Annotated in this window: 10 protein-coding genes and 1 tRNA gene; 6 read left to right on the forward strand and 5 right to left on the reverse strand. The window is 71.7% G+C overall.

Going from position 1 to position 14100, the window contains the following annotated elements:
• The first annotated feature begins 216 nt into the window (after positions 1-216).
• Positions 217-3684: a DNA polymerase III subunit alpha gene (locus OG707_RS36495; protein WP_329126114.1), complete on the forward strand. Its 3468-nt coding sequence runs from the start codon at positions 217-219 to the stop codon at positions 3682-3684.
• Positions 3685-3692: 8 nt separating this feature from the next.
• Here OG707_RS36495 and OG707_RS36500 read toward each other — a convergent pair whose 3' ends face one another.
• Entirely contained in the window at positions 3693-4175 is a 483-nt protein-coding gene (locus OG707_RS36500; protein WP_329126116.1) for a GNAT family N-acetyltransferase, read from the reverse strand.
• A gap of 164 nt (positions 4176-4339) precedes the next feature.
• On the opposite strand from OG707_RS36500, the gene OG707_RS36505 reads away from it, so the two are divergent.
• The 3 genes from OG707_RS36505 to OG707_RS36515 all read left to right on the forward strand — a co-directional run bounded on the left by OG707_RS36505 (position 4340) and on the right by OG707_RS36515 (position 7916).
• A complete protein-coding gene (locus OG707_RS36505; protein ID WP_329126118.1) occupies positions 4340-5323 on the forward strand; it encodes a DNA polymerase Y family protein in 984 nt (327 codons plus the stop codon).
• 119 nt (positions 5324-5442) lie between these two features.
• Positions 5443-6309 carry a nuclease gene (locus OG707_RS36510; protein ID WP_329126120.1) on the forward strand — a complete coding sequence of 289 codons (867 nt, stop codon included), beginning with the start codon at positions 5443-5445 and terminating at the stop codon, positions 6307-6309.
• Between the two features lie 89 nt (positions 6310-6398).
• Positions 6399-7916: an LCP family protein gene (locus OG707_RS36515; protein ID WP_329126122.1), complete on the forward strand. Its 1518-nt coding sequence runs from the start codon at positions 6399-6401 to the stop codon at positions 7914-7916.
• 19 nt (positions 7917-7935) lie between these two features.
• Here the strand turns inward: OG707_RS36515 and OG707_RS36520 are convergent.
• Positions 7936-8013: transfer RNA gene (locus tag OG707_RS36520), tRNA-Trp, on the reverse strand.
• Between the two features lie 167 nt (positions 8014-8180).
• On the opposite strand from OG707_RS36520, the gene OG707_RS36525 reads away from it, so the two are divergent.
• Positions 8181-9074 carry a formylglycine-generating enzyme family protein gene (locus tag OG707_RS36525; RefSeq protein WP_329128172.1) on the forward strand — a complete coding sequence of 298 codons (894 nt, stop codon included), beginning with the start codon at positions 8181-8183 and terminating at the stop codon, positions 9072-9074.
• On the opposite strand, the gene OG707_RS36530 is transcribed toward OG707_RS36525, so the two are convergent.
• Genes OG707_RS36530 through OG707_RS36540 form a run of 3 tightly spaced genes read right to left on the reverse strand, consistent with a single transcriptional unit; the run spans position 9071 to position 12341 of the window.
• On the reverse strand, positions 9071-10417 hold the full coding sequence (locus OG707_RS36530) for an amidohydrolase family protein (RefSeq protein ID WP_329126123.1): 1347 nt from the start codon (positions 10415-10417) through the stop codon (positions 9071-9073). The genes OG707_RS36525 and OG707_RS36530 overlap by 4 nt on opposite strands.
• 30 nt (positions 10418-10447) lie before the next feature.
• Entirely contained in the window at positions 10448-10936 is a 489-nt protein-coding gene (locus OG707_RS36535) for a nucleoside deaminase (protein ID WP_329126125.1), read from the reverse strand.
• 13 nt (positions 10937-10949) lie between these two features.
• Positions 10950-12341 carry a purine-cytosine permease family protein gene (locus OG707_RS36540; protein ID WP_329126127.1) on the reverse strand — a complete coding sequence of 464 codons (1392 nt, stop codon included), beginning with the start codon at positions 12339-12341 and terminating at the stop codon, positions 10950-10952.
• 187 nt (positions 12342-12528) lie between these two features.
• On the opposite strand from OG707_RS36540, the gene OG707_RS36545 reads away from it, so the two are divergent.
• The gene (locus OG707_RS36545; RefSeq protein WP_329126129.1) at positions 12529-14088 is read left to right on the forward strand and encodes a PucR family transcriptional regulator; all 1560 of its coding nucleotides are present in this window, start codon (positions 12529-12531) and stop codon (positions 14086-14088) included.
• Positions 14089-14100: the final 12 nt, after the last annotated feature.

The following is a 14100-nucleotide window of genomic DNA, read 5'->3' on the forward strand; positions in this document are numbered from 1 at the left end:
GAGAATGCACCAGTTCGCGAGAAGGGTCCATGGGTACGACGTACCGAGATCCGGCGGCGGGTGTGTGATTGCCCACCCGACGCCCTGTGACCGGGGGAAACGGCGTTCCGTTCGAATCGCATACATGTTCGAAACCGTCTATGGTGGTGTCACCGTCCCGGAGAGACGGGAGTGGCAAGGGACAGGCAGGGGGCCGTAAGTGGCGAGGTGGTTGGGATGCGCGGATTTACGCATCTGCATGCCGTCTCAGGGTTCTCCCTGCGGTACGGCGCCTCGCATCCCGGGCAGCTCGCGGAGCGGGCGGTCGCACGGGGGATGGACGCCCTCGCCCTGACCGACCGGGACACCCTCGGCGGCGCGGTCCGCTTCGCCAAGGCCGCGAGCCGCGCCGGCATCCGACCCCTGTTCGGAGTGGACCTCGCGCTGCAGGCGCCCCCCGAAGCGGCCGGACGCACGGAGCGGCGGCGCACCCCGGCCCGCGGCGGCGCCTTCGTCGACGAGTCGGCGCAGCGCGTGGTCTTCCTCGCCCGCGACGGGGCCCGCGGCTGGGCCGAACTGTGCCGGCTCGTGAGCGCCGCACACCTGGACACGGCCGGCGGCAAGCGGCCCCTGCTGCCGTGGGACGCCCTCGGCGGGGACCACCTCACCGTGCTGCTCGGCCCCTCCTCCGACGTCGGCCGCGCGCTCGCGGCCGGGCGCCCCGACCGCGCCGCCCGGCTGCTCGCACCCTGGCGCGAACGGTACGGGGACGCGGCGCTGCGCATCGAGGTCGTCTCCCACGGCCGCACCGGCACCGGCTTCGGCTCGCTGCGCCTGGCGGCCCGCGCCCTCGGCTTCGCCGCCGAGCAGGGCATCACCCCCGTACTGAGCAACGCCGTACGCTACGCCGACGAAGGCCAGGGCCCGGTCGCCGACGTCCTGGACTCCGCGCGCCGACTGGTCCCGATCGACCCGCGCGGCGTACGCGACAGCGGCGAGCGGTGGCTGAAGCCCGCCGCGGACATGGCCCGTATCGCCGAGCAGGTGGCCGAGGCCGCCGGCTACCGCGCGAACACCGCCCGCCGGCTGCTCGAAGTCACCGAGGAGACCGCGGCCGCCTGCCGCGTCGACCCCGACGACGACCTGGGGCTCGGCCGCGTCCACTTCCCCGAGCCGGAACTCGTCGGCGCCCACCGGCGCACCCCCGAGCGCGTCCTGCGTTCGAAGTGCACCGCCGCCATGCTGCTGCGCCGCTACGACCGGTCCCGCCGCCACTGGGACCGCCTCGAAGACGAACTGCGCCTCATCGAGGGCGAGGGGTACGCCTCGTACTTCCTCACCATCGCGCAGGTCGTCGACGACACCCGCGAACTCGGCATCCGGGTCGCCGCCCGCGGCTCCGGCGCCGGCTCCCTGGTCAACCACCTCCTGGGCATCGCCACCGCCGACCCGGTCGAACACGGCCTGCTCATGGAGCGCTTCCTCTCCGGCCGGCGCGCGGAGCTGCCCGACATCGACATCGACGTGGAGTCCGCGCGCCGCCTGGAGGTCTACCGGGCGATCATCGACCGCTTCGGCCCGGAGCGGGTGGCCACCGTGTCCATGCCCGAGACCTATCGCGTACGGCACGCGGTGCGCGACACCGGCCTCGCGCTCGGCCTCGACCCGGCCGAGGTCGACCGGCTCGCGAAGTCGTTCCCGCACATCCGGGCCCGCGACGCCCGCGCAGCCCTGCGGGAGCTGCCGGAACTGCGGGGCATCGACCCCGAGGCGTACGACCCGCAGCTGTGGGACCTCGTCGAGGCCCTGGACGCCCTCCCGCGCGGCATCGCCATGCACCCGTGCGGTGTCCTGCTCTCCGACACGACGCTGCTGCGCCGTACCCCCACCGTGCCGACCAGCGGCGAGGGTTTCCCCATGTCCCAGTTCGACAAGGAGGACGTGGAGGACCTCGGGCTGCTCAAGCTCGACGTGCTGGGGGTGCGGATGCAGTCCGCGATGGCGCACGCCGTCACCGAGATCGAACGGGCCACCGGGCGCCGTATCGACCTGGACGACGCCGCGCAGGTGCCGCCCGACGACCCGAAGACGTACCAACTCATCAAGTCCTCGCAGACGTTGGGCTGCTTCCAGACCGAGTCGCCGGGCCAGCGCGACCTCATCGCCCGGCTGCAGCCCGAGACCTTCCACGACCTCGTCGTCGACATCTCGCTGTTCCGGCCGGGGCCGGTCGCGGCCAACATGGTCGAGCCGTTCATCAAGGCCCGGCACGGACGGCAGGCGCCCGACTATCCGCACAAGGACCTGGAGGACGCGCTGCGCGACACGCACGGGGTGGTGGTCTTCCACGAGCAGATCATCCAGATCCTGCATGTGATGACCGGCTGCAGCCTCGCCTTCGGCGACTACACGCGGCGGGCGCTGTCGCGCGGCGACCAGATCGGGCGGGTGCGGGCGTGGTTCAGGGAGGAGGCGCGGAAGCGGGGATACGAGGAGGAGGTCGTCGGGCGGACGTGGGAGATCATCGAGGCGTTCGGGGCGTACGGCTTCTGCAAGGCGCACGCCGTCGCCTTCGCCGTGCCCTCGTACCAGTCGGCCTGGCTGAAGGCGCACCACCCGGCGGCCTTCTACGCCGGGCTGCTCACCCATGACCCGGGGATGTACCCGAAACGGCTGCTGCTGTCGGACGCGCGGAGGTGGGGCGTACCGATCCTTGCGCTGGATGTGAATGCGTCGGACTCCGCCTATAAAATCGAACTGGTGTCTGATGTGGGGGGTGGCCGGCCTCTGCACGGGGTCCGGCTGGCCCTGTGCGACGTACGCGGAATGAGCGGGAGCGAGGCGGAACGGATCGTCGCGGGACGGCCGTACGCCACGCTCCAGGACTTCGTCTCCCGGGCCCGCCCCTCCCGTCCGGTCGCCGAACGCCTCGCCCAGGTCGGCGCGCTGGACACCTTCGGCCGCAACCGCCGCGACCTGCTGCTGCACCTGGCCGAACTGCACCGCGGCCAACGCAGCGCATCCGGCGGACAGTTGACGCTCGGCGAGAGCGACGGAACCCGGAGCGAGGTGGCCCCCGCGCACCTGCCGGACCTGGACGGACCCGAACGGCTCGGCGCCGAGCTCGGGGTGCTCGGCATGGACACCTCGCGCCATCTGATGGACGACCAGCGGGAGTTGCTGGACGAGCTCGGCGTGATCACCGCGAAGCGGCTGAAGGACCTGCCGCACGGGCAGGTGGTGCTCGTCGCCGGAGCGAAGGGCGCGGTCCAGACCCCGCCGGTCCGCTCCGGCAAGCGCGTCATCTTCACGACGCTCGACGACACGACGGGTCTGGTGGACTGCGCGTTCTTCGAGGACAGCCACGACGCCAGCGCGCACACGGTCTTCCACTCCTGGCTGCTGCTGGTCCGCGGAGTGGTGCAGCGCCGCGGCGAGGGCAGCGGCAAGGCCCTGTCGGTGACGGGCTCAGCGGCCTGGGACCTCACCGAACTGGCCGAACTGCGCCGCGAGGGCGGCCTGTCGGCGGTGACGGACCGCCTCACCGAGAACGGCCCGCCCCCGGCCAGGACCGCCCCGGACAGCCGAAGCATCACGCTGGAGACCGGTTACGCACTGCACCCCTGGGCGGACCTGCAGCCGCCCGGCGAGTCCGTCAAACAGGGCCGTAAGCTGTGGCACCAGAGCCCGGGGAGCGCGGGATGACCCACCTCTCAGAGCTCCCGGAAGTAGACCGCCGTCGGGACTTTCACGCACCCGAGACTCTCGTACAGGGCTCGTGCCGGGGCATGGAAGGCATCGCCACCGGTCCCGATCTCGACCATCCTCGCGCCGAGCCCGCGCATCTCCCCGAAGGCGTGCTCGCACAGCGCGGCCCCCGCGCGACCCCTGCGGTGATCCGCCGCGACGGCGAGCAGGGTGATGCTGCCGTACGCGCGTGCCGGCTCGACGCGCCACCCGACGTACCCGGTGATCCGGCCGTTGGACTCGGCGACCGCCACGTACTTGTGCTGCCCCGGATCGTGCAGTTCGGGGACTTCGCGGCGGTAGTCGTCGCGCCAGTTGCCGTGCTGGATGCCGAAGACGACTTCGCCCATCAGCGGGCGGAAGGACTCCTCGAAGGACGGACGGAACGTCTCGACGGTCAGCTCGATCAGCTGCGTCAGGTCGGCGGGGACGAATGCGCGAACGATCATGGAGTGTGCCTCTCGGAACCGAAGGAGGAAACGGACGCCTCTGGCCCGCTCACGCCGCGTCGCGGCGGCGGGCCTGTCCTCAGCGGCGAGTACGCCGGGAAGCAAAGCACTCCACGCGCCACACGCTACCCGGCCTGTTCGTCCCGCATCCCGGGGAGTGCGGGATGAACATCCTCTACATCCACTTCCACGACCTGCTCGACGAGCGGCTCTACCGTCATCTCCTCGGCCTGCTGGCCGAGTACACCCCCCTCGTGCAGGCGCTGCCGCCCGACGCCGCGCTGGCCGACGTCTCCGGCAGTCTGCGTTACTTCGGCACGGACGCCGCCGGGCTGGCCCAGCGCATCCGGGCGCGCACCGGGGGGTTGTACGGGCTCCACTCCACGGTCGGTGTCGCCGCCAACCCGCTGCTCGCGCGCATGGTCGCCGCCGACGGGCCGCCCTCGGCCGTCCGTACCCTGCCCGACGACCTCGACGCCGTCGCCGCCTTCCTCGCGGACAAGCCCGCCGCCGCCCTGCACGGCGTGGGCCCGGCGACCTCCCGCACGCTCTCCTCGTACGGTCTGGACAGCGTCAGCCGGATCGCCTCCGCGCCGCTCGGCACGCTCCAGCGCATCCTGGGCGTCACCGCGGGCCGCCGGCTGTACGACGCGGCCCGCGGCCTCGATCCGACGCCGGTGATCCCCGCGGCCCCGCCCCGCTCGATGAGCGCCGAACACCGCTTCGAGCAGGACGAGTTGGACCCGGGCCGCCAGCGCGCCGCCCTGCTCGCGCTCACCGACCGCCTCGGCCTGCAGCTGCGGACCGAGGCCCAGGCCGCCCAGGCCCTCACCCTCACCGTCCGTTACGCGGACCGGTCGACGACGACCCGCACCCGGAAGCTGCGCGAACCCACCGCCCACACACCGTCCCTGACGGCGCTCGCCTACGCGTTCCACGACCAGCTCGCCCTGCAGCGCGCCAGGGTCCGCGTCTTCTCCCTGCGGGCGGAGAACCTGATCACCGCCGAACTGGCCTCACGCCAACTGCTCTTCGACCCGGACGACGAGAAGGCCCGCCTCATCGAGGCGGCCACCGACCGCGCCCGCAGCAAGTTCGGCCCCGGCGCGGCTCAGCCGGCCGCCGCGCATCGGCCGGGCGCCGCGTAGCAGTGCACCGCAGAAGGATCTGTTGCCGCCGGGTTCTCGTGGCGGCCCGTGCCGAGGATGCTGGAAAGCCCTGGTGGGCAGGGCACACCAGCAGCGCACATCAACTGACGGAGGCCGTCATGCCGATGCTCGTGATCGAGGGCACGTACCGGGTGATCGGTGCCCGGCCGGACGGCGACTCCGTCCGCTTCTACCCCACCGACCCCAGCCACTGGGACCTGGTGCCCGGACCCCACAAGGTGCAGCGGAACAAGGCCGGCGGTGCGCAGCTGCGGCTGGACGCGATCGACGCCCTGGAGACGCACTACATACCGGCGCACGGCCATGAACTGCACCAGCCGCCCCCGTACGCCGGGCGCGCCGCGGACGCCCTGATCGCATGGCTCGGCTTCACCGCCGTCGCCCGTGACGGCCGCGGCACGATCACCGCGGCGGAGCCCGCACAGGCTCCCGGCTTCATCCTGACCCGCGGCGCGGACATGTACGGCCGCTGCGTCGCCCTCGTGGGCCGAGGCTCGGCGCCCGGACCGGACGGAGAGCCGCTGCACGTCGACACCGCACTCCTGCGGCAGACCGCGAACCACAGCCAGGTCGCCGAGGGGCTCGCCTACCCGACGTACTACACCAAGCTCTACGTCGGGCTGCGCGCGGCGCTGACCACCGCCGTGCAGGAGGCCAGGACCACTGCGAAGGGCGTGTGGCCCGTCGACACCACGACTACCGGCGCGAAGATCGACGGACTCGCATCCCTCACGGAGAGCGTCGTACTGCTCCCGAAACTCTTCCGCCGCCTCGCCGACTACCTGGCGCTCGGCGACGGCGACCCGTCGCTCGCCGGGTTCGGCGCCTTCCTGGAACAGCGCGCCGACCGCGTACTCATCATCTCCAAGGGGCAGTTCACCGGGCTGTCGACGGTCGTCGAGATCACCGACCAGACCGTACGGATGCTCCACCCGCCGGAGGACCTGGTCTTCGACGAACGCTGACACCGCAACCGCAGTCCGTTTTCACAGCCCATCGACAGGGAAGTGACCAAGACTTCCCCGCGGACAGGCAGTGAGAAGCGGGAGGGCCGATGCGGCCGAGCGGTGAATCGCGGACGAAACGGACGAAGGGCGGCCGGCGCAAGAAGCGCAAGCGGCACGTCGGGCGCTGGATCGCCACCGGTACGTCGCTGTGCGTCGTCGGCGCGGCCGGAGCGGGCTGGGCGTACTACGCGCACCTGAACAGCAACCTGAAGAAGGACACCCTCAACCTCTCCGCCACCAAGGCCGAGAAGACCAAGGCCAACGCGGCAGGACAGACCCCGCTCAACATCCTCCTCCTCGGCTCCGACAGCCGCGCCTCGAAGGAGAACCAGAAGCTGGGCGGGGCGAAGGGCGACGCGACCCGCAAGCCGCTCGCCGACGTACAGATGCTGCTGCACGTCTCGGCCGACCGGAAGAACATGACCGTGGTGAGCGTGCCGCGCGACACCCGCGTGACCATCCCGAAGTGCACCGGCACCGACGGCACGGTCTACCCCGCGACCAGCACCCAGACCATCAACACCAGCCTCCAGCACGGCGGTCCCGGCTGCACCGTGGCCACCTGGGAGAAGCTCACCGGGATATCCGTCGACCACTTCATGATGATCGACTTCTCGGGAGTGGTGTCGATGGCCGATGCCGTCGGCGGCGTACCGGTCTGTGTGAAGAGCAACGTCTCCGACAAGCTGTCGGGCCTGAAGCTCACCAAGGGCACGCACACCATCAAGGGCGAGCAGGCGCTGCAGTGGCTCCGTACCCGCCACGGCTTCGAGGACGGCAGCGACATCGGCCGCACCCACGCCCAGCACCTCTACATGAACTCGATGGTGCGCCGCCTCAAGGCGGGCACCAGCCTCACCGACCCCGGAAAGCTCATGGACCTCGCCGAGGCGGCGACCAAGGCGCTCACCGTCGACAACGGGCTCGGCTCGGTCAAGAAGCTGTACGACCTGGCGGCGGACCTGAAGAAGGTGCCGACCTCCGGCATCACGATGACGACCATGCCGTGGGGCGCCGATCCCGAGAACCCGACGGCCCATGTGGTGCCGACCGCGGCGGCGACGCAGCTGTTCACCATGTTGCGCAACGACCAGTCGGTGGACGGAAAGAAGAGCGGCACGGCGACCCCCGCGCCGTCCGCGAGTGCTGCACCGAAGGCCGACATCGCCGTCACCGTGCAGAACGGCACCTCCACCGACACCCAGAGTCCGGTCAGCGGACGGGCAGCCCAGGTCGCAGGCAAACTGACCTCGCTCGGCTACGCGAAGACCGAGGTCGACGACTCCCTGGTCTCCCGGTCGGGTACGACGGTCAGCTACCCGTCGGACGACCAGAAGGGCAACGCCCAGGCCGTCGCCGGCTCGCTCGGGCTGCCCGCGAGCGCGGTGAAGAAGTCGTCGTCCGCCCAGGGGATCACGCTGGTCGTCGGCGCCGACTGGACCACCGGCACCACGTACCCGAAGACCAGCAGCAGCGACACGAAACAGACGCTCACCGAGGCCGCCGCGGTCAACGCATCGGACGAGACGGCCTGTATGAAGGTCAATCCGAACAACACCTGGTGACACGGCGGACGCCAGGTCGTGGCAGGGGCGGCAGGATTTGAACCTGCGGCGTGCGGGTTTGGAGTCCGCTGCTCTGGCCGGGCTGAGCTACACCCCCTCGTGAACGCAAGCCTGGCACAGGCGCCCGCCCCCGTTCCACGGGATTTACGCGGTCCCGGTCCCTCGTGCGGGCGTTCCGGGACGCCGATGTACGGTCCGTGCATGAGCCACGAGCAGAAGGCCTGCTGCGCCCCGGGCCGAGGCCCCGCCACGGTGCAGCTCGCCATGCCTCCCGCCGGGGTGTCCGCGCCGTCCCAGGCGGCGGCCCGGATCGCCAGGCGTCTGGTCGAACTGCCCGGCGGGAGCTTCCTGATGGGCACGGACGACGAGATCGGCTATCGCGCGGACGGCGAAGGCCCGGTCAGGGAGATCACCCTGAGCCCCTTCCGGATCGCGCCGACCACGGTGACCACCGCACAGTTCGCCACCTTCGTGAAGGCCACCGGGCATGTGACGGACGCCGAGAAGTTCGACTTCAGCTACGTCTTCGAGGGCTTCCTCAGCCGCGAACTGGCCGCCCGCGCACCCCGCGTCCCCGCCACCCCGTGGTGGCGCGGCGTACAGGGCGCGACCTGGCGGCGGCCCGAGGGCCCGGGCTCCTCCGTCGACGCACGCCAGAACCACCCGGCCACCCACATCAGCCACCACGACGCGCTCGCCTACTGCGACTGGTCGGGCACCCGGCTGCCCACCGAGGCCGAGTGGGAGTACGCGGCCCGTGGCGGACTGGTCCAGAAGCGCTACCCGTGGGGCGACGAACTCGCCCCCGGGGGCCGCCACCAGTGCAACATCTGGCGCGGAACCTTCCCCACGGTCAACACCGCGGCGGACGGCTTCCGCGCGACGGCACCCGCCAACTCCTTCAGGCCCAACGGCTTCGGGCTCCACAACACGGTCGGCAACGTCTGGGAATGGACCGCGGACTGGTTCAGCCGCGACCACCACGTGACGGGGGAACGCACCGACCCCAGGGGACCGGGATCGGGCGAGACCCGCGTGATGCGGGGCGGCTCCCACATGTGCCACGACTCGTACTGCAACCGCTACCGGGTCGCGGCCCGCAGCTCCAACACTCCCGACAGCTCGGCTGGGAACATCGGCTTCCGCATCGCCCTCTAACGGGCCGCCGTGAGCGCGGCACGCCGTGCGAAGAGTTCCTCCGCCGCGGACTGGGCCCGGACGCGTACACGCTCGGTGTCAACGGACAGCACGCGGCCGCCGTCGACCAGCAGCCGGCCGTCCACATAGACCTGGTCGACGTCGGCCGCCGCGGACGAGAACACCAGGTGGGCCACGGCGTTGAAGTCCGCCCCGTGCAGCAGCGGGGTGGTGTGGAGCTTACGGAGGTCCACGGTCACCAGGTCGGCCTTCTTGCCCGCCTCCAGCGACCCCGTCTCGCCGTCCAGACCCAGCGCGCGGGCGCCCTCCAGGGTCGCCATGGTGAGGATGTCCCAGGGGTCGCCGGTGGTCGGGTCGAGCGTGGAGACCTTCTGGAGGAGCGAGGCGAACTTCATCTCCTCCAGCAGGTCGAGGTTGTTGTTCTCCTTCTCGCCGTCGCTGCCCAGACCCACCGCGATGCCCTTGGCCCGCATGTCGATGACCCGGGCGGGCCCCGAGGAGAGCTTCATGTTGGAGCAGGGGCAGTGCGCGACTGACGTCCCTGTCTGCGCGAGGAGATCGATCTCGTGGTCGTCCAGCCAGACGCAGTGGGCGACGACCGTACGGGGCCCGAGGATGCCCCGGTGGTGGAACTCCTCGATCGGACGGCGGCCGAACTGCCGCAGGGACTCCTCCACTTCCCAGGTGGTCTCGGAGGAGTGGGTGTGCAGACCGGTGTCGAACTCGTCGGCGAGAGCGGCCGCTGCCCTGAACGCCTCGGCGCTGCAGTAGAAGAGGTGCTCGAGCCCCACCCAGGAGCGCACCCTGCCGTCCGCGAAGGTGCGGTACTTCTCCAGGAGGCGGCGGTTGGTCTCCAGGGTCTCGAAGTAGTCGTACCCCGGCAGGTCCGCGACGTACGGGACGAGCGTGGCCCGTATGCCGACCTGCTCGGCGGCGTGCGCGGACCCCTCCATGTGGCGCCACATGTCCATGACCGAAGTGGTGCCCGCGGCCAGGGACTCGGTGTAGCAGAGCAGCGAGGCGGTCTCGGCGATCTCGGGGGTGAGCGCCTTGTGTGCCGGGTCGACGTAGTCGCGCAGCCAGTCCCAGAGCGACTTGGACTCCGCGGTGCCGCGCAGCAGCCCCGAGTGCAGATGGGTGTTGTGCAGACCGGGCAGGACCGCGTGCCCGGTCGCGTCCACGACGACCGCGTCGGCGGCCGCAGCGTCCAGTTCGGCGACGGTGCCCACGGCGGTGATCCGGCCGTTCTCGATGAGGACCGAGCCCGGGTCGTACACCGTCTGCCTGCCCTCGCAGGGGATAACGATGCCGTTGCGGACGAGGGTGCGGGGGGAGTGGGTCATGGTGCGGCTCTCCTTGTGCGGTACGGGTGTTCAGTTCCAGAAGCCCTCGTGGACGGCGACGGCCTCCTCGTACAGACAGGGGCCCGAGACCCGGACAGCCCGCTGGCCTGCCGCGAAGACCTCGCGGCAGGGCAGCGCCATGGTCGGGTTCTCCTCGCTGGCTCCGGTGAGGGCGAGGAGTTCGTCCTCACCGAGCGCGTACACGACCCGGCCGATGCCGCTCCAGTACACGGCCCCGGCGCACATCGCACAGGGTTCGGTGGAGGTGTAGAGCGTCGCGCCGGCGAGCTGCTCACGGGTGTACGCACGGGTGGCGAGGCGGACCAGATTGGTCTCGGCGTGCCCGGTGGCGTCCTGCTCGGTGACCACGGTGTTCCCGGCGGTCAGGACCGCCTCGCCGTCGAGGACCAGCAGCGCGCCGAAGGGGTGGTTGCCGCCCTTCCTTGCCAGGGCCGCGAGTTCGACGGCAGCGACGAGGTGCTTCTTGTCCTCGGGAGTGGGTGCGTACGGCGACGGCATCAGGGGGTTCTCCTTATACGTTGATGAGCGGGGCGGTGGCCTGAGCGGACACCGGGGCGGGCTTCCAGGCGGTGAGCGCGGCGAAGACGAGGCCCGCGACGGCGAAGCCGACGAAGTGGCCGATGTCGCCAAGTCCTGGATGGGCGGCGGCAATGGGGCCGGTGTAGAGGGACTGGCTCATGAAGGGCAGCGAGGTCAGCACGCCGACGAGGACGGCGGGCAGCCCCCAGCCGTAGCGGTGCGCCGGGTCGTACAGCCGGGCGACGGGCGTGGAGCGCTCGCGCCACCAGTACGCCACGATGATCACGGCCGCCCAGGGGGCGAGCCAGTAGCCGGTGAGGAGCAGGAAGTCCTGGAACTGGCCCGCCCAGTCGTGGCGGCCGGCGAACCAGGCGAGCACCGCACCGAGTGATCCCACGCAGACCACGGACACCCAGCGCTCCACCCGTACCCCGGCGACCAGGGCCGCCATGGAGCCGGAGTAGAGGTCGATGACGGTGGAGGCGAGGGTGGAGAGCAGCAGACAGAACAGGGTGATGTTGCCCAGCGAGGCCGGGAGGACCCCGCTGACCATGGCCGACGGGTCGGAGACCACGGAGAGCGTGCCGAGCGCCGCACCCAGCACCCCGATCCACACCCCTGCGAGTGCGGCCCCGCCGAACGCGGCGCCGAAGACCCGCTTCTTGGAGGTTGCTTCGGGGAAGTAGCGGCTGTAGTCGGAGGCGTACGACGCCCAGCCCAGACAGCGGGCCGAGGTCACCGAGACGGTCAGGACGAACGCACCGGCCGCGCCCGCGAAGGGAGTCGCGGCGGGGGAGGAGGCCGCGTCGCCGAAGCCGTAGACGGAGACGACCGCGAAGACCACGACGAGGACGGCGGCCAGCACCCGCTCCACGTAATGGATCATCCGGTGGCCCACGACGGCGATCGCCATCTGTACGACGACCATCACCAGCAGCGCAGGGGTGAAGTCCAGCGAGAAGAGACGGCGCAGGATGAACACGCCCAGGACGGTGTCGACCACGCACCAGCCGACACCGTTGACCACGGTGAAAGCGGCCGACGGCAGATTGCCGAGGCGCCCGAACGGGCCGCGCGACTGGATGAGTTGAAGCACGCCGGTGCCAGGGCCGCGCGTGGACAGCAGGCCGATGAGTGCCGAGCCCAGCAGCGCGCCCAGGGTGATCGCCAGCGCGGCGGGCAGCAGGTCCAGGCCGAAGACGGCGGTGGAGAGCGCACCCACCGACAGGGTGGCGAACTGTACGTTCGCTCCGAACCAGAGGGTGAAGAGCGACCAGGGGCGGCCGTGCCGCTCGGAGGCGGGGACGGGCTCCGCCCCCGCCTGCTCGATGCGCAGGGCGTGTACGGCGGACGGCGGCTGGGGACGGGGCGGTTCGGCACGCATGGCGGTCTCCTCGCGGGGCGGTGTGTTGCGGGGGCGTCCGAGGACGTGGGGCGTGCGGCTCTTGCGGGGTACGCAGATTGAACCTCCGCGGGCCCGGCCCCGGGACCCGCACGAACCTCCGGACACCGCGCCGTGCGGCGGGCTCCGGACCCGTACTATCCTCCGAACGAAGTGCACACCGGCGTGCATGCCTGTAACACAAGGAGGACGCCCGGTGCTGCTCGCCGAACTGCTCGACAATCCCCGGATCGGTCTCGTCCGTCTCGTGGACGGGCACGGCGACGGAGTGGTGCGCGGCGTCTACACCACCGATCTGCCCGACCCCGGGCGCTATCTGGGCGGTGGCGAACTCGTCCTCACCTCCACCACCTGGTACCGCGGCGCCCACGACGCCGAAGTGTTCGTCGCCGCGCTCAAGGGCGCGGGCGCGACCGCCCTGGTGGCGGGGACGGCGGGCGTGGGGGAGCTGCCGGAGCCGGTCGTCGAGGCCTGTACGCGGCACGGGCTCGCCCTCTTCACAGTCGGCGACGAGGTGTCCTTCGCCACCGTCACCGAGACCGTCCTGGCCGCGCTCGCAGGCCCGCACCGCCGCTCCCCGGGCGCCGGGCTGCACCGTTCGCTGGTCGCCAGCATGGCGGCGGGGGAGGGGCCCGAAGGCCTGGTGGAGGTGTTCGCCCGCGCCTCGGGGGTGTGGTGTGCGGTGCTCTCCGCGACCGGCAGGCCCACCGCAGGGCACCTGCCCGATGTGACGGACCATCAACTCGCCCTGGTGCACCGCGAAGCGCTCGCTGCCGGCGCCTTCCCCGCCGTACGCCCGGTTCCCGGCGGCGGCAGCCTCACCTTCTTCCCCGTCCAGTCACCCGTCGCCCGGCGCCCGCCCGCCGCCTACCTCGTCGCCCGCGGCGACTACCGCGACTGGACCCCCGGCACCGCCGACGGCGCCGACGAGGTCTGCGCCCTCCTCGCCCTCGACCGGATCGCCGGAGCGGAGCGCCGCCGGGTCGAGGAGCGCTTCCTGCGCGAGGCCCTCGACCTGCTCACGGCGGGCCAGGACGCGGCGGCCGAGGGCAGACTGCGCAGCCTGGGCCTCCAGCTCCCGCTGTCGGCCCTCGTCGTCTCCACGACGGGCAGCGCCTACGGGGCCGAACTGGCGGGCGTCGTCCTCGAAGAGGTCGCCGGCCAACTGCCCGGCTGCTCCGTGCCGATCGCTGCCGACGGTACGTACCTGATCCTGGTCCCGGGCCCGGAAGCGGCCTCGGCCGCGGCCCGCGCGGAGGAGGCCGCCACACTGCTCACCCCGCTGCTCGGCCAGGGCCGGGCCGCGATCGGCCACGGCGCACCCGCCGCGGGGGTACGCCGGTCACTGGAGGAGGCCCGGCTCGCCCACGGGGTCGCCGCCGCCCGCACCGGCACCGTGCGCAGCGCGGGCAGCACCGACCTCTCCTCGTACCATCTGCTGCTCGCCTCCGTGCCCGACGAGGTGCGCACTCTCTTCCGGCAGCGGCTGATCGGCGTGCTGGAGGAGTACGACGCCGGGCACCGCAGCGACCTCGTCGGGACCCTGGCCGCCTTCCTGGACGCCTCGGGATCCTGGCAGGCGTGCGCCGAGCGGCTGCACATCCACGTCAACACCCTGCGCTACCGCGTCCAGCGGATCGAGGAGCTCACCGGGCACGGCCTGGCGACCCTGCGCGACCGCGTGGACTTCGTACTGGCGCAGGACCTCACTCCGCCGGGGAAGCCGTAGCCCCCCCGGCGG

The sequence above is a fragment of the Streptomyces sp. NBC_01465 genome (assembly GCF_036227325.1).
In the GTDB taxonomy this organism is placed as follows: domain Bacteria; phylum Actinomycetota; class Actinomycetes; order Streptomycetales; family Streptomycetaceae; genus Streptomyces.